Genomic DNA, 21,085 nt, shown 5'->3' with positions numbered 1-21,085 from the left:
ACTGTCATTTGGGCGCTGCGTTCCAGACGCTTTTCCGAAGGCTTTTTCGGACGCTCACCCACACCCGCTGATCAACCCGACAGTTGCGCTTCCAGCAGGCGCTGCGCATCGCCCAGCGAGGGCATGATGCGATGGCCCAACGCGCGCACGTCCGCATCGGGTTCGAGCAGGTCAGGGATCTGGATCGGGGTCATGCCTGCCGCCAGTGCAGCGCGCACGCCGGTCGGCGAGTCTTCCAGCACCAGGCAGTGTGCAGGCTCCACGCCCAGCGACTGCGCTGCCAGCAGGTAAATATCCGGCGCCGGCTTGGGATGCTGCACATCGCTGGCGGTGCACACGGCATCGAAGCGCCACAGCAGATCGGCCGCTTTCAGCTTGCGCAAGGCAAGCGGGCGTTGGGTGGAGGTCGCCACCGCACGTGGCATGCCGAGCGCAGCCAGATACTCCAGCAACGCAATGATGCCGGGCCGGTGCGGAATACCACGCTCTGCGACGGCGTCATAGAGCAGCTGAGCACGCGCCAGCATGCGTTCGGCAGCGGCGTCGCCGACGCGTTCGCCAAGCAGACGGCGGCAGGCGACATCGCCGGTACCGACCATCTGCAACCAGAACGTCGGTTCGATTGTCAGCCCTTGCGCATCGGCCGCCTGCGCCAGACAGGCGGTGATGGCGCGCTCGCTGTCGAGCATCAAACCATCCATATCGAAGATCACCGCCTGCGGGCGAAACGGCAGCGGTATGGCCGCCGTCATGCAGTCGCTCCGCGCCCGAACAACACCTCCAGATCGCTTGCCTCCAAAGCACGCCATTGGCCCGATGGCAGCGCGTCCAGCGACAAGCCGCCGATGCGGCTGCGATGCAATGCCGCCACGTGATTGCCGGCGGCGGCGAACATGCGGCGCACCTGGTGATAGCGGCCCTCGTGCAAGGTCAGGCGTGCCTGGCGCGCGCCAAGCACCTCAAGCTCGGCGGGAAGCAATGGCTTGGTTTCGCCTTCCAGCAGCAGCTCGCCGCTGGCAAACAGCGCCGCTTCATCGCCGCGCAGGTCTTCGGCCAAGCTGACCTCGTAGACCTTGTCCAGTGCGGATTTGGGCGAAATGATCCGATGCAGCAACGCGCCATCGTCGGTCATCAGCAGCACGCCGCTGGTCTCGCGATCCAGCCGCCCCACCGGTGCCAATACTGGCGCACGCGAGCGAAACCGCGGTGGCAGCAGTTCGTAGATCAACCGGCCGGTGTCCTTGGTCGAGCAGGTGTAACCGCTGGGCTTGTGCAGCAACAGGCTGAAACCCGGCGGCGGGTCCAACGGCTCGCCATCGATGCGGATGGCGTCGTGCTCCACCTGATCGTCGGCATACAGCACCTCGCCCTGCACATCGGTCACGGCGCCCTGGCGAAACAGCTGGGTCACCTGCTTGCGGCTGCCATAGCCGAGATTGGCGATGTGTTTGACCAGCTTCATGCGCGTGCCGCCTTGCCGCGCACGGCAGCGATCAACTTGAAGCCGCCACGCTCGGCGGCCACGCGTACCTGGCCGAAGCTTTCGTTGAGCACCTGCTCATAAGGCAGATGCCGGTTGGCCACCAGCAGCAGCTGCCCGCCCGGGCGTAAGGCCTGCGCGGCCACAGCGATGAAACGCTGGCCAATGTCCGGGCGATCGGCGCGCGAGGGCGTGTGGAATGGCGGGTTGCTGACGATGAAGTCGTACTGCGCCGCAAGCCCGGCGGTGACGTCCTGCCAGAGGTACTGCAGCTGCGCAGGATGCGCGATGTCCTGCAGATTGCGTCGCGCCAGCGCGAGCGCACGCGCTTCGGCTTCGTACAGATCCAGCGCAGTGACCTTGGCGCAGCGCGCCAGTACTTCGGCCGAGAGATACCCGAACCCCGCACCCAGATCGGCACCGTGCCCGGCCAGGGTGGCGGGCAGGTGCTCGACCAGCAACGCCGACGCAGGATCGATGCGATCCCAGGCGAACACACCCGGTCGGCTCACGAAGCGTCCATCCAGAATCTTGCGCGGCGCATCCAGCGCCGCCCAGCGCGCCTGCAGCGCGGCATCGGTGTCGGCGGGCAGCGGCGCGGTCCAGTAGGTGCGGCAATGGTGCTTGGTCAGGCTGCCGGCCAGACCGGCGAGCTGGCGCAGATCGGCCTCGCCCGAGCGCGCGCCCTCGTTGTTGGACTGGCACGCCACCACCCGGCCACCGGGCGCGGTCAGCGCCAGCGCGCGCGCAAACAACGCGCGCGCTTCTTCGCGCTGCCGCGGTGGCAGCACCAGCACCAGCGCGTAGCGGGTGCTGTCGGCCTCGATCTCGCTCTCTTCGCGCACGCTCCAGCCACTGCCCTCCAGCGCCTGCGCAAACGGGCGGAAACTCTGCTCGCAGGTCAGCGCGTCGGCGGACGCGTGCTCGCGCAGCGGGAAGCCGTCGCGCGCGCGCAAAAACAGCACAGGGCCTGTCGGCCACGGCAGCACGCCTTGGGCGAAGGGCAGGAACAGGGCTTGAAGCGGGGCATCGTGCGGGCCAGCCATCGGATCATCAGGTCGGGAACAGGCCGACATTGTAAGGGAGCCCTGCCTGCCGCCCGTGCTCGCCACGCGATCCGTGCTTGCCATGCGCTGACGCGGGTCGTCCATTGCGTGACCTGCGAACGGATTGCCTTGCGCTGTTTATACGGACCGTTGATGCGCACGCAACATCTGCCGGCCTAGGCTGGAAGCCAAGCCCACACCGGAGATACGCGATGCGAGCCCTGTTCGTAGGTGGAGTCGTCGACAACAGCGAAATGGACCTGGACGACACGCCACCACCGATGCATTACCCCGAAAACACCGGCGCCGGCCGCCCCCGTTACCGCCTGCATCAGGTCGGTGAGCGCGACGACGGCAGCGTGGCCTACGCGGTCTACGGCGCGCCAGAAATGGCCGACGCCGACGTCATCCGGATCACCGAAGAGCGCGGCTACGCACGCCGTTTCAGTGCATCGCCAGAGGCGCCGCGCTGAGCGTGGTTCTTTAGTGCAGATGATTGAACTGCGTGCGGCATGTGCAGTATCGGTTAACTGTTCGGCTAGCCGCATCTTGTTGAAATCTGGCTAGCGGCTGCTCGTCGATACGCGCACAAGAGCTTGGCGCGGCAGGCATGGACGCGTGAGCTGTGCTGCTTCTATTGACGATGTGGTGTCCACGTAGATGCCACGGCATCTACGTTGCATGGCCATGGTGCCCGCGCCGCATGTCCACCAAGAACCGGGCAAATGCCCGGTTTCTTTTGACCGCCCTTGTTGCGACTAATAATCTCCTGGTCGCCAAATGCGGCTGCCCGGAGAGAACCGTCACCTCAGAGAATCCTGCTCCTCAACAGGAAAGCGGCGATAAATCAAAGGTCCTCACCACTCGAGAGAGAAGTTGAGATCAAAGTGCGAGGCGAAGCCCAATACGCAGCACGTCTACGAGGCTTCGCGCGTACCCTCATCCGCCCTCTGGGCACCTTCTCCCGCCGGGAGAAGGAACAAAGCCCCTCTCCCCTCGGGAGACGGGTTGGGGTGAGGGTACGGGGCAACGCCACGCTATGTGGCATGTCCACGAGGCTGCGCACGTACCCTCATCCGCCCTTCGGGCACCTTCTCCCGAGGGGAGAAGGGACAAAAGCCCCTCTCCCGTTGGGAGAGGGGTTGGGGTGAGGGTACGGGGCGAAGCCACGCTATGCAGCATGTCCACGAGGCTGCGCACGTACCCTCATCCGCCCTTCGGGCACCTTCTCCCGTCGGGAGAAGGAACAAAGCCCTTCTCCCCTCGGAAGAGAGGTTGGGGTGAGGGTACGGGGCGAAGCCACGCTATGCAGCATATCCACGAGGCTGCGTACGTACCCTCATCCGCCCTTCGGGCACCTTCTCCCGCCGGGAGAAGGAACAAAGCCTGCGAACGCCCTCGCTTACCGCGCCTTCGGCGTCACACGCCAGATCACGTTGCCCACGTCATCGGCCACCAGCAAGGCACCGGTGTTGTCGGGTGCAACGCCCACCGGGCGTCCCTGCGCGTTGCCTTCGGCGTCCAGAAATCCATCCAGCACTGTGATCGGCGTCCCGCTGGGCTTGCCATCGACAAACGGCACGAACAGCACCTTGTAACCACTAGGCGGGTCGCGATTCCACGAGCCGTGCTGGCCGATAAAGGCGCCCTGGCGAAAACGCTCCGGCAGCGAACTGCCGCTGGCGAAGGTCAGGCCAAGCGAAGCGGTATGCGGGCCCAGCGCATAGTCCGGTTTGATCGCCTTGGCCACCAATCCGGCATTTTGCGGTTCCACCCGCTCATCCACGTGCTGACCGTAGTAGCTGTATGGCCAGCCGTAAAAGCCGCCATCGCGCACCGAGGTCAGGTAGTCAGGGACCAGATCGCTGCCGATTTCGTCGCGTTCGTTGACCACTACCCAGAGCGATTTGCTCTGCGGTTCCCACGCGGTGCCCACCGGATTGCGCAGCCCGCTGGCGAACACGCGGCTGCTGCCGGTGGCCGGATCGATCTCCAGGATCGCCGCGCGGTTGAGCTCGGCCTCCATGCCGTTTTCGGCCACATTGCTGTTGGACCCGACGCCCACGTACAGCTTGCTGCCATCGGCACTGGCCAGCAGCGACTTGGTCCAATGGTGGTTGAGCCCGCCAGGCAGATTGGCCACGAACGTGGGCTTGGCGCTGATGTGCGTGTCGCCCGGCTTGTACGGAAAGCTCACCAGCGCATCGGCATTGGCCACGTAGAAGCGGTCACCGACCAGCGCCATTCCGAACGGCGAGAACAGCCCGCTGATGAACTGCGTGCGCACCTCCGCCACGCCGTCGCCATCGGCATCGCGCAGCAAGGTGATGCGGTTGGCGCTGGGCACCACGGCGCCAGCTTTCTTCATCACTGCGCCCTGCACTTTCTTGCGCAGACCACCACCGCTTTCGGCATCTTCAGGCTTGGGCGGCTCGGCGGTTTCGGCCACCAGCACATCGCCATTGGGCAGCACGTACACCCAACGCGGGTGATCGAGATCGCGCGCAAAGGCATTGACCTGCAGATCGTCGGCGGCCATGGGTTTGGCGTTGGCGGCCCAGCGCTTGACCGGGGCTACCTTCACCGTGGGAATCAGGCGTTTGACCGGCTCGGGCAATTGCGGGTCAGGCCCGGTCCCCTGTTCGATGGCCAGCGTGGCGGTGTCGCCGCATCCGGCGAGAACGGCAACCGCCAGCAACGACAGCGGCCAGCGAATGAGCGGGAGCAGGGGTGCATGCATTGCGAGCCAATCCTGAACAGTTGCGACAGTCGGTCATCATGCCGGCAACCGCCCAGGAAGAAGTAAATACATCGTCAACACGCCCGCGTCACCGCATGACCTGTGGATCGTCGCCCAGTGGCAGCGGGTGCACGGCCACGATGCGATCCATCCAGATCCAGTGCGGCTCCTGCGAGGCATCAAGCTGATCCAGCCGCAACTGTCCGTTGACGCCTTCGTTGTCGTTGTCATCGAGATAGGTCTGGATGGTCGGGCGCACTGCGACGGTGCCGCTGAGCATGCTGCCGTCGTCGAGCTCGATCCGCACACGCTCCTGTCCGTTGAGCAATGAGACCCAATGTTCGAGCGTGGCGATTTGCACGTGTTCGGAATACACGTGCGGAGCATATTTGGACATCGAGATGTCTCCCTGAGCGGAGCGCATCACGCTAGGCCATCGTGCGTGAACGATGCAGCAAACGCTGCAGCTGTGTTTGCCTGAGTGTGCACCGCGCATGCATGGGCGGCGATCTCACGCGGTCCGCTCCCAAACCGAGCGACCCGTGCCTGTGGCAACACCTTCAGTTGCGCGACGTTGCCGCCGCGCCGGCATCACTCCACCGCTTCGCGCGCCGCACGGACCGCGGTGACCAACTGCGCCACGCTATACGGCTTGGCCAAGTGTTCCTGAAACCCGGAGTCCAGCGCGCGCTTGCGATCGTCGTCGCGGGCCAGTGCCGTCACCGCGACCGCCGGCAGTGCATGGGCATCCAGACCCAGGTTATCGCGCACGGTGCGGATCAATCCGTAACCGTCCATGCCAGGCATGCCGATGTCGGTCAGCATCACGTCGAAACGTGCGTGGCCGCGGTGATCGATCAATGCCAATGCATCGGTGGCGCTGCCGGCGGTGACCACTTCGGCGCCCTGCTCTTCAAGCAGGCGACGCAGGTAATCGAGCATGTCCGGTTGATCTTCCACAGCCAGCAGGCGCAGGCCGTTGAGCGCACGCGCTTCGACGATCTGTTCGGACATCAGGCGCCGACGCAACTCGCGGCGCGGGCGCTTGGCCTGATCGGGAATATGCTCGGGCAGACGCACCGTAAAAGTAGCGCCCTTGCCACGCCCGCCACTGGTGGCGCCGACCTGCCCACCGTGCATTTCCACCAGCTGCTGCACGATCGCCAGCCCCAACCCCAGGCCGCCGTGCTGGCGCGTGGTGGTGCCATCGGCCTGACGGAAGCGGCCGAACAGGTGCGGCAGGAACTCGGCCGCGATGCCGTCGCCGGAATCACGCACAGAGACCAGCAGGTGCCCGTCGTCGCGTTCGATGGTGACATCGATGCGGCCGTGCGCCGGGGTGAATTTGATGGCGTTGGAGAGCAGATTCCACAACACCTGCTGCAAGCGGGTGGCATCGCCAAGCACCAGACACGGTGTCGGCGGCACATGCAGTTCCATGACCTGATCTTTGCCGTCGGCGGCCAGTTCCTGCGTGCTCAGCGCCTCGCGCACCTGCTCGGCCAGGTCCAGCGATTCGACTTCCAGCTGTACCTTGCCCAGCAACATGCTGCTGAGGTCGAGCATGTCCGAGATCAGCCGCTTCTGCGCACGTGCGCTGCTGGCAATCACCGACAGGCCCTTGTAATTGGGATGTCCTTCTTCGACCCGCTGCAACAGCAACTCGCTCCAGCCCAGAATGGTGGTCAGCGGCGTGCGCAACTCATGCGACAGCGTGGCCAGGAACTCGTCCTTCAGCCGCGCCATGCTTTCGGCTTCGTTGCGCGCACTGCGCTCCGATTCCAGCAGTTGCTCGCGGGCCAGTTCGATTTCGCGCTGCTCGGTCACGTCCGGGCTGCTGCCGGCCAGGCCGATGAAACGCCCATCGGCCGAATAACGTGGTGTGGCGGTCATTTCGATCCAGCGCCACTGCCCGTCGTGGCGGCGCGCACGTACCAGCGCGCGCAAGCCGCGCTGTTCTTCCAGCGCAGCGGATAGCTCGAACTGGAAGACAGGCAGATCGTCCGGGTGCAGCAATTCGCTCCATGCCGACACGGTGCCGCTGGAAATATCCAGGCCGAAGAATTCGCCGTACGCACTATTGACGAAACGCACCACGCCCTGCGCGTCCAAGACCCAGACCGGCATCGGCAGACCGTCCGCCAGCGCGGAAAAACGCGCCTCGCTTTCGGCCAGCTCGCGCTCCACGCGTTTGCGCTCGGTAATGTCCATGAACAGCACCGCGACCCGCGCCTGCTCCGGCTGACCAACCCGGAACGCGTCCACCGAGTACCAGCGCCGCAGCGCTTTGGCCTGCATTTCGAAGTGAATGCGGTTGCCGGTGCGGGCGACCTGGCCGTAACGGTCGAACCATTCCTGCTCATGCTCGGGGAGCATGTCGCGAATGGACACATTGAGCGCATTGGACAGACCGGTATAGCGCTCGAACGCGCCATTGGTCGTGCGGATCACATAATCGACCGCCTGCTCGCCCTCGAACACCATGTCGATGACGCAGAAACCGGCATCGATGTTGTGGAAGATCTCGTGATACATCGCCGGATCGAGAAACGGCTCGGCGATGACCGCCGGCAAGGCCGCAGCCAGATCGGGGCTGGAAGATGAGGTGCTCAAATCGGAAACCACGGATGCTGCCGGAGCGGATGACGGGCAGATGAAACCACGGCCGATGTCGTCAGCGGGTGCACAGGGGCCCGGCCTGGTTCACGCCGCCATTGCAGGGCGCCATTCCGCCCCTGTGTCGCGGGCTCACCACAGCGTGGCCGCGGCCAGGGCGATGCAGGTCGCCAGCACCACGATGCCGGCGATCACCCCGCGAAATACCCACTCGCCCTCACGGCGCAGCTGCTCGTCCATCCAGCGCTGCGCCTCTTCGCGCCAGGCGCTGGAGCGTGCGTAGTCGGCATCCAGCAGTAGCAGCCTCACCCGCGACAGCCCCAGTTCTGCGCACTCGCCACGGCAGCGCTGGCTGAAGCCGTCGTCGCCGGTTGCCACCTGCGCCCCGAGCGGCAGTTCCAGTTCCAATTCATGCCTGGACATAACGCGGGCGCTCCTGATCAAGCTCGTTTTCCAGCGCCATGCGCGCCAGCTGGGTGTAATTGGCGCGCGGCCCTTGTCCACGGCCGGTGAGCATTCCCTGGTAATCCAGGTCCTGCCAGATCCGCGCGGTCCACTCGACACAGTCCTCGGCGATCACCAGCATCAGCGAGTAGCGATAGGTCAGACCCGTCGCGGCGGTGTAGGCGTACACCGGCGGAAACTGCACTGCCACATCGACCTGACGTGCCAGCCCGGCCAGGTGCTCGCGCAACGCGTCGCGTGGGTCGGTACCTGGTTCCATGTGCAGGGCGCGCGTGGCCAGGTCCAGGTCCACCTCGCTTTGCAGGGCGACGAAGGCGGCGGCCCCGGTGGCGGGGTTGTGGCCGTGCTGTTTTGCCCAGTCGATGAACTGCAGGCGCACGTCCGCCGGCATATGCGCCGGCGCCGAAGAAACTGACTTTGTGCGAAAAGAGTGGATGTCCATGCGAGCGATCTTCCGGCCTATGCCGTGAAGCGCGGGCGCAGGCGCAGTGAACTCGCCGTCATGGTCGCTGCGGTACGGATTAACCGGGCGGCAACGCAAGACGCCCCCGCGCCCAGCGTGCGTTGCGGGCGGCCTGGTGCAGCCCCACACTGCTGTGACAGCGGGTACGCAACGTACCTTCCGCTTGGAGGCTTTCCATGAAACTTTCCAGTGTTTCCGGCGCCGGCCTGTTGCTGGCAGGACTGCTCGCGGCGACCGGTGTACAGGCCCGCGTACGCAACGTCACCGATCCGCAGGCGCCACGTGCGCTGAGCAGCGATGGCAAGGTGGACGTGCGCTGGACCGACCCGGCCGACTTCTCCGAAGTGCGCTTCAGCGGCAACCGCTGGGAAGCGCAGCGCGGCGATTGGGTGACCCAGCTGGCGACCCATTTCCAGCAGAGTGCCGCCCGCAAGCTCCCTGATGGCCAGCACCTGAGCGTGACCATCACCGACATCCGCCGCGCCGGCCAGTACGAGCCCTGGCACGGGCCACGCATGCAGGACGTGCGCGTGGTCAAGGACATCTACCCGCCGCGCCTGAGCTTTACCTACACGCTGACCGGTGCCAACGGCCAGGTGATCGACCAAGGCGAACGCAAGCTGGTGGACTCGGCGTTTCTGATGAGCGGCCCGCGCCTGACCGACAGCGACCCGCTGCGCTTCGAGAAAGCGATGATCGACGACTGGGTACGCAAGCAGTTCCGCGGCGATCGCAGTACGGCTGGGTTGTAAGCTGATGCTTCAAGCCCCTCTTACTTCGGTAAAGGGGTTGGAGTGAGGGAATAGCGAAGGACTCGTATCTCCCAGCCTGCACGAGGCTTCGCCCGTCCCCTCATCCGGCGCTGCGCGCCACCTTCTCCCGCCCCGCGGGAGAAGGACAAGCAGTCGGGCTGCCGCTCAGGCCCCTCTCCCCGCGGGAGAGCGAAGCACTCGTATCGCCCAGAGTGCACGAGGCTTCGCCCGTCCCCTCATCCGGCGCTGCGCGCCACCTTCTCCCGCCCGGTGGGAGAAGGACAAGCAGTCGAGCTGCCGCTCAGGCCCCTCTCCCCGCGGGAGAGCGAAGCACTCGTAGCGCCCAGCCTGCGCAAGGCTTCGCCTGTCCCCTCATCCGGCGCTGCGCGCCACCTTCTCCCGCCCGGCGGGAGAAGGGCAAGCGGTCGAGCTGCTGCTTGAAGCCCCCCTCCTCTCCTCTCATCTCCTCTCGGGACAGGGGTTGGGGTGAGGGGCGAAGCACTCGTGTCGTTCACACTGCTGCAGCTTCGCCCACATACACCCGGGGCACACGCTTGAGTCCGCACAGCAACTGATACGCACTGACGTTGCACTGCGTCGCCAGCGGACTGACGCGTGGCGCATCGCCCCAGAGCTGGACGCTGGCACCGATGTCGGCCTGCGGGTGATCGGTGAGGTCCACGGTGAGCATGTCCATCGACACGCGCCCGATCAGCGGGCACACCTGGCCATCCACCAGCACCGGGGTGCCGTTGGGCGCGAACTGCGGGTACCCGTCGGCATAGCCCATCGCTACCACCCCCACGCGCGTCGGCCGCTCGGCCACGAAGCGCGCGCCATAGCCCACCGGCTCGCCGGCCGGCAGGTCGCGTACCGAGATGATGCGCGAGCGCAGCGTCATCACCGGGCGCAGTTGCGCGGTGATTTCGGTGTCCTGCGGGAACGGGTTCGCCCCGTACAGCATCAGGCCCGGGCGCGACCAATCGTTGCGCAGCGCCGGCCAGCCCAGCAGGCCAGGCGAATTGCGAATGCTGGTTTCCGCACGCATGCCGCCAGCGGTGAGCGCGAACGCCACCGCCTGTTCGTCGGTGCGGCTGCACTCCAGCTCGTCGGCGCGCGCCAGATGCGTCATCAACACCAGCGAGGCGATCTGCGGCAGCCCGCGCAGACGCAACCAGGCAGCGCGAAAATCCTCCGGCGACAGCCCCAGCCGGTGCATGCCGCTGTCCAGCTTCAGCCAGATACGCAACGGGCGCGGGCTTTGGAACTCGGCCAGCGCGCGTACCTGTTGCGGCGTGGCCACCACCGTCCACAGGTCATGCTCGGCGATCAGGCGCAGCTCGTCCTGCTCGAAAAAACCTTCCAGCAGCAGGATCGGTGCGCGGATGCCGGCCTGGCGCAGTTCCAACGCCTCTTCGATGCATGCCACCGCAAAGCCGTCGGCCTCCGGCTCCAGCGCCTGCGCGCAGCGCACCGCGCCGTGCCCGTAGGCATCGGCCTTGACTACCGCCAGCGCCTTGCCGCCGCCCAGCTGCTTGGCCAGGCGGTAGTTGTGACGCAATGCATCCAGATCGATCGACGCTTGCGCAGGACGCACTACGCGGCCTCCCGCTGCGGGCGCTGGCTGCGCGTGGACAGGTAACGGAATACGTCCAGGCCCTCGGTATCGATCTCGGGCGTGCGGCCCTGCATCAGGTCGGCCAGGTAACGGCCGGAACCACAGGCCATGGTCCAACCCAGCGTGCCATGGCCGGTATTGAGGAACAGGTTGGCGTACGGGGTGGCGCCCACCACCGGGGTGCCATCCGGGGTGGCCGGGCGCAGGCCGGTCCAGAACTCGGCCCGGGCCAGATCGCCGCCGCCGGGATACAGGTCGTTGACCACCATTTCCAGGGTGGCGCGACGGCGCGGGTTCAACGACAGGTCGAAGCCGGCCACCTCGGCCATACCGCCGACGCGGATACGGTCGTCGAAGCGGGTGAGCGCGATCTTGTAGCTTTCGTCCAGCACCGTGGAGGTCGGCGCGCGCGCGGCATCGACGATCGGAATCGTCAGCGAATAGCCCTTGAGCGGATAGACCGGCAAATGCAGGCCGAGCGAGAGCAGCAGGTCGGCCGAATAACTGCCCAGCGCCAGCACGTAGCGGTCGGCGGTGTCGAGACGGCCATCGATCTGCACGCCGGTGACGCGGCCGCCGCTGTGTTCCAGCCGCTCGATCTGCTGCCCATAGCGGAACTCCACCCCCGCCTGCGCAGCCAGCTCGGCCAGGCGCTGGGTGAACAGGCGGCAGTCGCCGGTCTGGTCTTCGGGCAGGCGCAGCGCGCCGGCCATCTGTGCGCCGCCGCCGGCCAGGCCAGGCTCGAACTGCGCGATCTGCGCCGGGCTCAGCAGCTCGTACGGCACCCCGTATTGGGCCAGGATCTCGATGTCCTGCGCGGCGGCGTCCAGTTGCTGCTGGGTACGGAATAACTGGGTGGTGCCGAGCTGGCGGCCTTCGAATTCGATCCCGGTGCTGGCCCGCAGCGCGTTCAAGCAGTCGCGGCTGTAGTCGGACATGCGCACCATCCGCGCCTTGTTCACCGCGTAGCGCTCGGCGGTGCAATTGCGCAGCATCTGGCTCAGCCACGTCAGCTGGCGCAGGTCGCGGGTGGGGCGGATCGACAGCGGGGCATGCTGCTCGAACAGCCACTTCATCGCCTTGCCTGGCACGCCCGGCGCGGCCCACGGGGAGGTGTAGCCGAACGAGAGCTGGCCGGCGTTGGCATAGCTGGTTTCCAGCGCAGAGGCCGGCTGGCGGTCGACCACGGTGACCTCGCAGCCCGCCTGGGCCAGATACCACGCGGTGGTGGTGCCGATGACGCCGCTACCGAGAATGAGCACCCGCATGTCGCTCTCCTGAAAGGGTATTCCCCCACAAGCAAGCGCCGAGGGAGACAGTTAGACGCAGTATATTGCGATCCAGGCAGTGCGATTGCTGGAATCGGCTCGCCTTTACAGTGAAACTTCCTGTCAAAGCTTGTGGAGACAAACCCCATGGCCACCCGCGCGCGCGAGCTGGACAAGATCGACCGCAAGATCCTGCGCATCCTGCAGCAGGAAGGGCGGATTTCGTTTACCGAACTGGGCGAACGGGTCGGCCTGTCGACCACGCCGTGCACCGAGCGCGTGCGCCGGCTGGAGCGCGATGGCGCCATCACCGGCTACTACGCGCGGCTGGACCCGCACTACCTCAAGGCCAGCCTGCTGGTGTTTGTGGAGATCAGCCTGGCTTACAAATCCGGCGACATCTTCGAGGAGTTTCGCCGCGCCGCGTTGAAGCTGCCCAACGTGCTGGAGTGCCATCTGGTGTCCGGCGATTTCGATTACCTGCTCAAGGCCCGCATCAGCGAAATGGCGTCCTATCGCAAGTTGCTGGGCAGCACCCTGCTCACCTTGCCGCATGTGCGTGAATCCAAGAGCTACATCGTGATGGAAGAGGTCAAGGAGACGCTGGCGCTGCCGATTGAAGGCTGAGATTGGGGATTCGGGATTGGGGATTGGGGATTCGAAAGTGCGGTTTGCGAGGGCCGGTAGCAAGGCGGGTGGAGCAGTGGCCGGCTCGGTTTGGTGTTTGGTGTTTGGTGTTTGGTGCTGGGTGGCTGGCGGCAGATGTGCGGGGAGTGTGTGGCTGAGCATCTGCCTGCTGGATGGCCGCTGATGGGATAAGCACATTCACCCTGCGGCGCTGACCACGTTGCCACTGCATGCCGGCGTTGCCACTGGCTGACAGTCGGCAGGCACCACTGCCGCTGTCAGCGCACCACGCGCATGCCGTCGCCGGCCGGGACGGCGTCGTAGTAGCGCCCGGTCTTGGTATCCAGCACCCGGTTGGGGCCGGCCGGCTGCATGCCTTGCAGCAGACGCCCGTTGCGGTCGTAGACCATCGGCGTGGCGGTCGGTACCTGACTGCCCGCTGGCGCAACCGGCGTTGCGGCCGGGCCGCGCGTGGGGATGCTGGGAGCGGCCGGGCGCTGGCTCAGCTGCGAAGGCACCGGGCTCAACGCATTGGATGGCTGCAGCGCACGCGGTGGCGCCACCTTGGGCTGCGCGGGGGCCGGCGTCGCGATGGGCTGCAGCGTGTTCGACGAGCGCGTGCTGGTGGCGGACTGCGCGAGGGCAACGCAGGCAATGCCGAGCAGGGCGCAGGCCATCAGGGCGCGCGTGGAAGGATGGATCGCCATGTCAGCCGCCGCAGTGAGTAAGGACACTCACGGAGTGGGGGCGCCACCGTTGCGTGGCAATGGATGTGCCCGGCCGGCACATGAACGTCAGTGCTCGACGAACCATCCGGGTGCCGGGAAACGGACCCATCCGGGCGCGAAATAGACATGTCTGCGGCAGCGGATCCCGATCAGGCATGGGAACCACCGTTGGCAGACCCCCGGTGCTCACTGTTCCATCCCTTGTCAGCAATGCTCCCCCCTCTGCCCCGCAAGCGCCACGCAGGTGCGCATTGCCGCTCCGACAGTTCGACAGTTCGACAGAACGACCGATGCAACCACGCCGATCCCCGCAGGTCTGCGCGAAGACTTGGCGAGCGTGTGCCCTCGCCTGGGAGCGCCTGCGGGGCAGCGGCGACCGGTGAACGGGTCGGCCAGCGTTGCGCTCCCGCTCCCGCTCCCGCTCCCGCTCCCGCTCCCGCTCCCGGCTCCCGGCTCCCGGCTCCCCGTTCACCGTTCACCGTTCACCGTTCACCGTTCACCGTTCACCGGTCACCGGTCACCGGTCACCGGTCGCTGTTCGCTGGTCACTGGTCGTCGGCCGCCGGCCGTCGCCAGCCAAAACGGTTGAACCGGGCCCGCCGTGCCCATATCACCTGTGCAGACGCCGGTACGTCGCCAGCGCGCGCATGCGAGAGCCCTATGAGCCAGTTCGACCTGACCCCTCCCTCCCCCGCCCAGCGCGATGCCTTGATCGCCGGGCTCAGCGACGAGGAACAGCGCGTGCTGCTGCACCATGGCACCGAGGCGCGGTTCTGCGGGGTCTTCCTGGACAACAAGCTCGACGGGGTCTACACCTGCCGGCTGTGCGGGTTGCCGCTGTTCCGCTCCAGCGCCAAGTTCGAATCCGGCACCGGCTGGCCGAGCTTCTTCGCACCCTACGATGTCGCCCATGTGCGCGAAATCCGCGATATCAGCTACGGCATGATCCGCACCGAAATCGTCTGCGCACGCTGCGATAGCCACCTGGGGCATGTGTTCCCCGACGGCCCGCCGCCGACCGGCGAGAGGCATTGCCTCAACTCGGTGTCGCTGGGCTTTACCGAAAACGGCCAGGCGCTGCCCAACCCGCTGCATCGCGATGGCGCCGAGGCACAGCCGGCCTGATGGAAGCGACGGGTCCGGGAGCGTGGCTGAGGCAATGCCGCATCCCGGCTGGTGCCGACCGCAGCTAGCACCACGCCGGCCTCTGCTGCCACCACCCACTCCGCAGACGCAGTGGGCTGGCGCTGCGGCGAGCGGGCGATCGCCGCCCGTTTCGATCCGGCCACCGGGCGGTGCAGCAGATCTCCGCCGGCCGCATGCTGGCCCTGTCCGGTGCCCAGGTCGCCTCCGGCACGCGGTTTGCCGACGCCCAGGGCAATCGATTCCGGGAATATGCCGGCGACGCGCCGCTGACGCTGACGGGCGGCGATGCGCTGAAATGCGTGCATGAGGCCGCCACGACAATCGGCTGAGCGTTCAGTTACAGCGCACATCTTCACGCCGTGCACTTCAAGAATCCGCCGCGCAAGCCGAAACAACTAGCACTCCCAGCTTGCTTCCGGCTTCGCCATGCTCATCATCGTTGGCTTCATTGTTGTCATCGTCAGCGTCCTCGGCGGCTACGTGCTGTCGCACGGAAAGCTGGGCGCGTTGTGGCAGCCGTACGAACTGATGATCATCGGCGGCGCGGCGTTGGGCGCGTTCCTGGTCAGTACGCCGGCCAAGATCGTCAAGGAGACCGTCGCCGACGTGCTGGGCGTGTTCAAGGGTCCGCGCTACAAGTCCGACGACTACAAGGACACCCTGAGCCTGATCTACGAGCTGTTGAACAAGGCGCGGCGCGATGGGTTCATGGCGCTGGAAGACCATGTCGAAAAACCGCAGGACAGCACCATCTTCGGCAACTACCCCAAGGTGGTGGCCGACCATCATCTGTTGGACTTCATCACCGACTGCCTGCGTCTGATGATCGGCAGCAACATCGAGCCGCACGAACTGGAACCGCTGCTCGAACTGGAGCTGGAAAAGCACCACCATGAAGCGATGGCGCCATCGCATGCGCTGAGCAAGGTGTCCGACGGCCTGCCCGGCTTCGGCATCGTAGCGGCGGTGCTCGGCATCGTGATCACCATGGGGTCGATCGGCGGCCCGATCGAAGAGATCGGCCACCACGTCGGCGCCGCGCTGGTCGGCACCTTCCTGGGCATCCTGCTGGCGTATGGCTTCGTGGCGCCGCTGTCGGCGGCGATGGAAGCGCGCGCCGATCAGGACGGGCGCATGTACGAAGCGGTCAAGACCGCGCTGCTGGCCTGCCTGCGTGGCTACAACCCGAAAATTGCACTGGAATTTGCGCGCAAGACCCTGCCGTCCAACGTGCGCCCGAGTTTCGGCGATTTCGAAATGCACCTGAAGACGATCAAGTAGGACCGCGGTCATGGCCGAGGGCAAATCCACCGTCGTCATCCGACGGGTCAAGAAGGTGCAGGGCGGCGGCCATCATGGCGGCGCCTGGAAAGTGGCGTTTGCCGACTTCGTGACCGCGATGATGGCCTTCTTCCTGGTGTTGTGGCTGATGGCCGCCACCACCAAGGAACAGCGCGCGGCGATCTCCGAATATTTCCGCAACCCCAGCCCGTTGTCCGGTAAATCGCCGGCGCCTTCGCCCGGCATGAACGGCCCCGGTGGCGCCAGCACCTCGATGATCAAGCTCGGCGGTACCGCCGACATGGCCAAGGGGCAAAAGGACGAGATGGGCCGCAAGCGCGACAACGCGGCCGATACCGACGTGGACAGCCGCGCCAAGGACAAGAAGCGCCTGGAAGCGCTGATGCAGGACCTCAAGGAAGCCATCGACAAGAGCCAGGCGCTGGAGCCGTTCAAGGACCAGTTGCTGCTGGACCTCACACCGGATGGCCTGCGCATCCAGATCGTGGACAAGCAGAACCGCCCGATGTTCGACATCGGCCGCGACCAGCTCAAGCCGTACACGGTGGACATCCTGCGTGAGCTGTCCAGCTTCATCAATCAGGTGCCCAACCACATCAGCATCACCGGCCATACCGACACCACCGCCTACAGCAGCGATGCCGGCTACACCAATTGGGAACTCAGCGCCGACCGTGCCAACGCCGCGCGGCGTGCGCTGGTGGTTGGTGGCATGTCCGATGCCAAGGTGACCCGCGTTGTCGGGTTGTCGTCATCGGTGCTGTTCGACAAGACCGATCCGCAGAACCCGATCAACCGCCGCATCAGCATCGTGGTGATGACCCAGGACGCCGAACAGGCGGCGCTGGCCGGCGCTGGACAGGGCGTGGCGCTGGGCAAGTCGGTGCACGACGCCGACACCCAGGTGCCGGACCTCAGCGCCGCTGCTGCTACCGGCACGGCCACGGTGGGCGCGCCCGCAGCCAGTGCTGCGCCGGCTGCGTCGGCCACGACGCCGCCCGCTGCAGCAAAGGGCGCCGCGGGGGCGACTCCGATGCCGGCCAGCACGGCCGCTGCACGCCCGGCCGCACCGCGGATGTCGTCCAGCGCACAGGTGGCTTCGGCCGCTGCGCTTGCCAAGGCGGCCGAAGCGGCGGTGGCCGCGCCGCGGGTGGCGGTGGAGGGGCAGTGATTGGCGCTGGGGAGCAGTGATTGGCGCTGGGGATTCGGGATTCGGGATCGACCAGATCTGCGGGATTCGGGATTTGAGCTCCAGAATTTGCCAGGCAATCGCACTTGGAACGTGGACTCCGCCTGGCCCGTGACCCCGCCGATTCCCGCGACTCATCGCATCGTGCGGCGCACGTTCTAGAATGGCCGGCCATTCCCAGCGTCGAGAACACCGTGTCCCGCAATTCCAAGGCCAAGCGCGACAAGCGCAAGAAGCAGCTCCCCAAGCGCCCCATCGTCCGTCTGGGCCAGGCGCCCCAGGTCACCAACCACGCCGTGCTGCAGGACGCCGACGGCCGTGTCGTGGCAGCGATCGGTCTGCAGGGTGGCAGCGAGTGGATGCTGTCGATCGGTGGCCAGACCATGGGCAGCGCCGACAACCCGGTTCCGATGCTGGCCATGCTCAAGCACCTGGCCAACCTGCAGGAAGCCGAAGGCAAGACCATCTCGCTGGAATATTCGACCCAGCTGCAGCAGATGATCGACGACCTGGCCGCCGAAGAAGGCCAGACCGCCGAGGAATATCTGACCACGCTGGTGGCCGAATTCCAGAACGCCGATGCCGATGAAGACGGCGAGGCCGAAGACGCAGCCGACGATGCCGGCACCGACGCCGTTGCAGAAGAGGCGACTGGCGACGACGCTGCCAGCGACGACGACAGCGCGGCAGACGCAGACGCCAGCGCCGACGCAGAAACGGACGAAGCCGACGGCGAGAACGCCGCTAAAAAGCCGAAGAAATCCAAGAAGGCCTGATCCGGCCGATGGCTGTCTACATCGACGATGCAGTGCATCTGTGGCGCGACCAGCGCTGGGCGCACCTGCTCGGCGATACGCTGGACGAGCTGCATGCCATGGCGGCGCGGTTGGGCATTCCCCGCCGCGCCTTCCAGAACAAACTCAGCGGTGCGCACTACGACGTGCCCGCATCGCTACGCCTGGAGGCCATCGCCCTGGGCACCATCCCCATCTCCCGCCATACCGACCGCGCACTGCTCAAGGCGCTGATCGCCAATGCACGTGCGCAGGCGCGCGGTGAGGTGCCGTAGCGCCGATCCAGAGATCGCGCCAGTCACGCGACAGGCACAGGTGCCGCCAAATGCGCATGGCCGCAGCCGTCGCGCGAGACCGGCAACGGTGTGCGTTGACGGGCAGCAGCACGCCGGCGTCTCCAGGTGTTGCAGCGCCACATCAAACCGCAAGCCGCACACCTAACGCCGCAGACAGCAGCGCAGATCAGCACGATGACGCAACCAACGCGAATCGCGCGCAGGCGAGAAACACATGGCGCTGCAACTGCGCATCATGCTCACGCATACAACGCATGCATCCTTGCAACCCGATGACGCCTGTGGCGCACACACCCGTGTGACCGGCAAAGCCGCTTCCGTGCCCACGCACAAGCCTGTCACTATCGAAGCGACCCATCTTCCGGAGCCGTTGCATTGCCTGTTCGCGTCCTGCCCTCCGAGCTGCCGTCCATGTTGCGCGTCGCCGTTCTTGAAGACGACGATGTTCTGCGCGAAGAAATCCTGATTCCCGGCCTGCAGGAGTTCGGATTCGCGGTCAGTGGCGCCGGCACCGCCGGGGCGCTGTACCGGCTGATGCTGGAGCAGACCTTCGACATGGTGTTGCTGGACCTTGGGCTTCCGGACGAGAGCGGCCTGAGCGTGGTTGCGCATCTGCGTTCGCTGTTCACTGGCCTGGGCATCGTGGTGCTCACCGGCAACCGCGGCCGCTCGGACCACGTGCATGCGCTGAGCAGTGGCGCCGACGCCTTCCTGCGCAAGCCCGCCGACCCGGAGATCCTGGCGCTGACGCTGCGCAATCTGTCGCGGCGCTTGCGCCCGGCCGATGCCAGCAGCGTGGAAAAACCGGCGTGGCGCCTGGAATCGGATGGCTGGTGCCTGGTCGCGCCGGATGCGCGGATTGTCGTCCTGACCTCGCTCGAACGCTGCCTGATGGCTTGCCTGGATGCACAGCGCGGCCAGGCGGTGGAGCGCGATGCGCTGGTGTCGGCATTGGAAGCGTGCGTCGGCGATTTCGATCTGCATCGGTTGGAGATGCTGATCCATCGCCTGCGGCGCAAGGCCGCGCGCATCACCGCAGCGGATGCGCCGGCGTTTCCGCTGCTGTCCTCGCGCGGAATGGGTTACCTGCTGGCTAGCTGATCGGCACGACTCGCTCGCTCCGGCGGCGCCGCAGCCGGTAACAACAGGCGGATACAGGCACCATCGCCCGTGTTGCCGACCTCCACACGCCCGCCGGCGGCGATGACGATTTCGTTCACCACCGACAACCCTAAACCGGTGCCCTTGCCGGCCGGTTTAGTGGTGTAGAACGGCTCCAAAATGCGCGCCAGCAGCTGCTCGGGAATCCCCGGGCCGGTGTCCGAAAACTGCAGCACCACCATGCCGGCCTGCTGCTCGCCGTCGATGCGGAACAACCCCTGCCCGTCCATCGCATCGCGCGCATTGGCGGCGATGTTGAGCAATGCCAGTTCCAGTTCGTCCAGATCCATCGCGATCCACAGCGGCGGCCCCGGCGCGATGCCTTGCAGGCGGATCTCGTGGCCGAACAGTTGCCTGAGCGTGGGTTCGATCTCCAGCAGCGCTTGGCGCGCATCGAACAGGCGCGCAATGCCGGGTTCGGCGCGGCCGAAATTGAGAATCCTGCGACTGACAGTCAGCGCGCGTCGCGATGCGGCTTCGATGCTTTCCAGCGTCTTGAGCAACGGCGCCTCGCCACGGCCTTCCAGCGCGTCGCGACGCTGCGCAAAGCCGATAATCACGTTGATCAGATTATCGAAATCGTGCGCAACGCCGGAGGCCAGGCGTCCCAGCGCTTCCATCTTCTGCGTATGCAGCAGTTGCTCCTGCACTCGCTCGCGCTCTGCCATTTCGCGCACCAGCTTGCGGTTCACCGCTTCGAGTTCGCGGCGGCGGCGTTCCGATTCCACCAGGCTGTCGCGCAGCGCGGCGATGGTGCGATCGAGCATCAAGGTGATCAGCAGATACACCACAACCGTCAGCAGTCCCAGCCCGACATTGCCCCATGTCGAACGCGATGGCGGGAACCACAGCAATTGCGCGGCCAGCGCCACTGCGCACACCATCGCCAGCAGCGCAAACACGCGCCATAGATTGCGCCGACCGAGCACCATGCCGGCGAGCACCAACGCAATCACCGGCATCGGATTGGTCAGCAGGTCGAAGATGTCGACCCGCACGTAAGTGACGAAGGTGCCGAGCAACGCGGCGGCAATGAAGACCTTGACGCCTGCGGCACTGCGGCCGCGCCGGATCATCGGCACGCCCGCCAGCGCGCCGAACGCGGTGAGCACAGTCCCGGCCAACGCGCAGGCCAGATCTGGCCTGGCCTGCAAGCGGCTCAACCCGGCGACGTAGAGAAAAAATCCGACATCGCCCAGGTTGTACAGCGCGATGGCGATCAGCAGCAGCTGCAGGAAGGCCACCTGCCGTCGATCGATCGGTTCCTCGCGCCAGCGCGTGGCCAACCAGCGCGGCACGAACACGGATTTTGCGGCAGACAGCATCACGACAAGACGTCTTGGGGTGTTTTTGCATCCTCACATTCGTGGTGAGTGGATGCAATCGTGGCTTGG

At 66.0% G+C, this 21,085-nt stretch carries 22 protein-coding genes; 10 read left to right on the top strand and 12 right to left on the bottom strand.

Translation table 11 applies throughout. The annotated features are described in order from the left end of the window. Nucleotides 1–71: 71 nt before the first annotated feature. The 3 genes from VC212_RS18680 to VC212_RS18670 are packed head-to-tail and all read right to left on the bottom strand — an operon-like array spanning nucleotide 72 to nucleotide 2,526. Nucleotides 72–752: an HAD family phosphatase gene (locus VC212_RS18680; RefSeq protein WP_323515006.1), complete on the bottom strand. Its 681-nt coding sequence runs from the start codon at nucleotides 750–752 to the stop codon at nucleotides 72–74. Further along, nucleotides 749–1,462: a pseudouridine synthase gene (locus VC212_RS18675; RefSeq protein WP_323515007.1), complete on the bottom strand. Its 714-nt coding sequence runs from the start codon at nucleotides 1,460–1,462 to the stop codon at nucleotides 749–751. Before VC212_RS18675 ends, VC212_RS18680 begins: the two co-directional genes overlap by 4 nt. Next, the gene (locus VC212_RS18670; protein WP_323515008.1) at nucleotides 1,459–2,526 is read right to left on the bottom strand and encodes a class I SAM-dependent methyltransferase; all 1,068 of its coding nucleotides are present in this window, start codon (nucleotides 2,524–2,526) and stop codon (nucleotides 1,459–1,461) included. Before VC212_RS18670 ends, VC212_RS18675 begins: the two co-directional genes overlap by 4 nt. Before the next feature lie 212 nt (nucleotides 2,527–2,738). Here VC212_RS18670 and VC212_RS18665 point away from each other — a divergent pair, with 212 nt between their 5' ends. Then, nucleotides 2,739–2,999, top strand: coding sequence for a hypothetical protein (locus VC212_RS18665; RefSeq protein ID WP_115513966.1), 261 nt, complete (start codon nucleotides 2,739–2,741; stop codon nucleotides 2,997–2,999). A gap of 929 nt (nucleotides 3,000–3,928) precedes the next feature. On the opposite strand, the gene VC212_RS18660 is transcribed toward VC212_RS18665, so the two are convergent. From VC212_RS18660 to VC212_RS18640, 5 genes are all read right to left on the bottom strand, one after another. Beyond that, a complete protein-coding gene (locus VC212_RS18660) occupies nucleotides 3,929–5,266 on the bottom strand; it encodes a sorbosone dehydrogenase family protein (RefSeq protein WP_323515009.1) in 1,338 nt (445 codons plus the stop codon). An 88-nt stretch (nucleotides 5,267–5,354) separates the two neighbouring features. Next, nucleotides 5,355–5,663: a DUF3247 family protein gene (locus VC212_RS18655; RefSeq protein WP_115529182.1), complete on the bottom strand. Its 309-nt coding sequence runs from the start codon at nucleotides 5,661–5,663 to the stop codon at nucleotides 5,355–5,357. 194 nt (nucleotides 5,664–5,857) lie between these two features. Beyond that, nucleotides 5,858–7,891: an ATP-binding protein gene (locus VC212_RS18650; protein ID WP_115562952.1), complete on the bottom strand. Its 2,034-nt coding sequence runs from the start codon at nucleotides 7,889–7,891 to the stop codon at nucleotides 5,858–5,860. 123 nt (nucleotides 7,892–8,014) lie between these two features. Further along, complete coding sequence (locus tag VC212_RS18645) at nucleotides 8,015–8,305, bottom strand: hypothetical protein (RefSeq protein ID WP_323515010.1); 291 nt, start codon at nucleotides 8,303–8,305, stop codon at nucleotides 8,015–8,017. Beyond that, nucleotides 8,292–8,738, bottom strand: coding sequence for a hypothetical protein (locus VC212_RS18640; protein WP_161961691.1), 447 nt, complete (start codon nucleotides 8,736–8,738; stop codon nucleotides 8,292–8,294). The genes VC212_RS18645 and VC212_RS18640 overlap by 14 nt, the downstream gene beginning before the upstream one ends. A 248-nt stretch (nucleotides 8,739–8,986) precedes the next feature. On the opposite strand from VC212_RS18640, the gene VC212_RS18635 reads away from it, so the two are divergent. Further along, nucleotides 8,987–9,562: a DUF3016 domain-containing protein gene (locus VC212_RS18635; RefSeq protein WP_115513971.1), complete on the top strand. Its 576-nt coding sequence runs from the start codon at nucleotides 8,987–8,989 to the stop codon at nucleotides 9,560–9,562. 511 nt (nucleotides 9,563–10,073) lie between these two features. On the opposite strand, the gene alr is transcribed toward VC212_RS18635, so the two are convergent. Both alr and VC212_RS18625 read right to left on the bottom strand, forming a co-directional pair. After that, entirely contained in the window at nucleotides 10,074–11,159 is a 1,086-nt protein-coding gene (gene alr, locus VC212_RS18630) for an alanine racemase (protein WP_115528978.1), read from the bottom strand. Beyond that, a complete protein-coding gene (locus tag VC212_RS18625; RefSeq protein WP_055847919.1) occupies nucleotides 11,159–12,448 on the bottom strand; it encodes a D-amino acid dehydrogenase in 1,290 nt (429 codons plus the stop codon). Before VC212_RS18625 ends, alr begins: the two co-directional genes overlap by 1 nt. Nucleotides 12,449–12,595: 147 nt before the next feature. Here VC212_RS18625 and VC212_RS18620 point away from each other — a divergent pair, with 147 nt between their 5' ends. Continuing rightward, nucleotides 12,596–13,075: an Lrp/AsnC ligand binding domain-containing protein gene (locus VC212_RS18620; protein ID WP_005992148.1), complete on the top strand. Its 480-nt coding sequence runs from the start codon at nucleotides 12,596–12,598 to the stop codon at nucleotides 13,073–13,075. 278 nt (nucleotides 13,076–13,353) lie between these two features. Here the strand turns inward: VC212_RS18620 and VC212_RS18615 are convergent, their stop codons facing one another. Next, on the bottom strand, nucleotides 13,354–13,782 hold the full coding sequence (locus VC212_RS18615; protein ID WP_323515012.1) for a hypothetical protein: 429 nt from the start codon (nucleotides 13,780–13,782) through the stop codon (nucleotides 13,354–13,356). Between the two features lie 681 nt (nucleotides 13,783–14,463). Between VC212_RS18615 and msrB the strand changes: the two genes are divergently transcribed. The 7 genes from msrB (at nucleotide 14,464) to VC212_RS18580 (ending at nucleotide 19,631) form a co-directional block, all read left to right on the top strand. Next, entirely contained in the window at nucleotides 14,464–14,928 is a 465-nt protein-coding gene (gene msrB, locus VC212_RS18610) for a peptide-methionine (R)-S-oxide reductase MsrB (RefSeq protein ID WP_323515013.1), read from the top strand. A 170-nt stretch (nucleotides 14,929–15,098) separates the two neighbouring features. After that, nucleotides 15,099–15,278 (top strand): hypothetical protein, encoded by a 180-nt coding sequence (locus tag VC212_RS18605; RefSeq protein ID WP_323515014.1) that lies wholly within the window; start codon nucleotides 15,099–15,101, stop codon nucleotides 15,276–15,278. A 97-nt stretch (nucleotides 15,279–15,375) separates the two neighbouring features. Next, nucleotides 15,376–16,230, top strand: coding sequence for a flagellar motor stator protein MotA (gene motA, locus VC212_RS18600; protein ID WP_055847909.1), 855 nt, complete (start codon nucleotides 15,376–15,378; stop codon nucleotides 16,228–16,230). A gap of 10 nt (nucleotides 16,231–16,240) precedes the next feature. Then, on the top strand, nucleotides 16,241–17,422 hold the full coding sequence (gene motB, locus VC212_RS18595) for a flagellar motor protein MotB (protein WP_323515015.1): 1,182 nt from the start codon (nucleotides 16,241–16,243) through the stop codon (nucleotides 17,420–17,422). Nucleotides 17,423–17,634: 212 nt separating this feature from the next. After that, nucleotides 17,635–18,216: a hypothetical protein gene (locus VC212_RS18590; RefSeq protein ID WP_055847903.1), complete on the top strand. Its 582-nt coding sequence runs from the start codon at nucleotides 17,635–17,637 to the stop codon at nucleotides 18,214–18,216. An 8-nt stretch (nucleotides 18,217–18,224) separates the two neighbouring features. Further along, nucleotides 18,225–18,509 carry a DUF4031 domain-containing protein gene (locus VC212_RS18585; RefSeq protein ID WP_115554668.1) on the top strand — a complete coding sequence of 95 codons (285 nt, stop codon included), beginning with the start codon at nucleotides 18,225–18,227 and terminating at the stop codon, nucleotides 18,507–18,509. A 435-nt stretch (nucleotides 18,510–18,944) separates the two neighbouring features. Further along, nucleotides 18,945–19,631: a response regulator transcription factor gene (locus VC212_RS18580; protein ID WP_055850232.1), complete on the top strand. Its 687-nt coding sequence runs from the start codon at nucleotides 18,945–18,947 to the stop codon at nucleotides 19,629–19,631. Here the strand turns inward: VC212_RS18580 and VC212_RS18575 are convergent. After that, nucleotides 19,613–21,016 (bottom strand): ATP-binding protein, encoded by a 1,404-nt coding sequence (locus VC212_RS18575; RefSeq protein ID WP_323515104.1) that lies wholly within the window; start codon nucleotides 21,014–21,016, stop codon nucleotides 19,613–19,615. The two genes, VC212_RS18580 and VC212_RS18575, sit on opposite strands and share 19 nt — an antisense overlap. Between the last annotated feature and the right edge of the window lie 69 nt (nucleotides 21,017–21,085).

The organism is Xanthomonas sp. WHRI 8932A (assembly GCF_035012785.1).
Lineage (GTDB): Bacteria > Pseudomonadota > Gammaproteobacteria > Xanthomonadales > Xanthomonadaceae > Xanthomonas.
The sequence above is the reverse complement of the archived record's forward strand: the minus strand, read 5'-3'. Positions and strand labels throughout refer to the sequence as shown.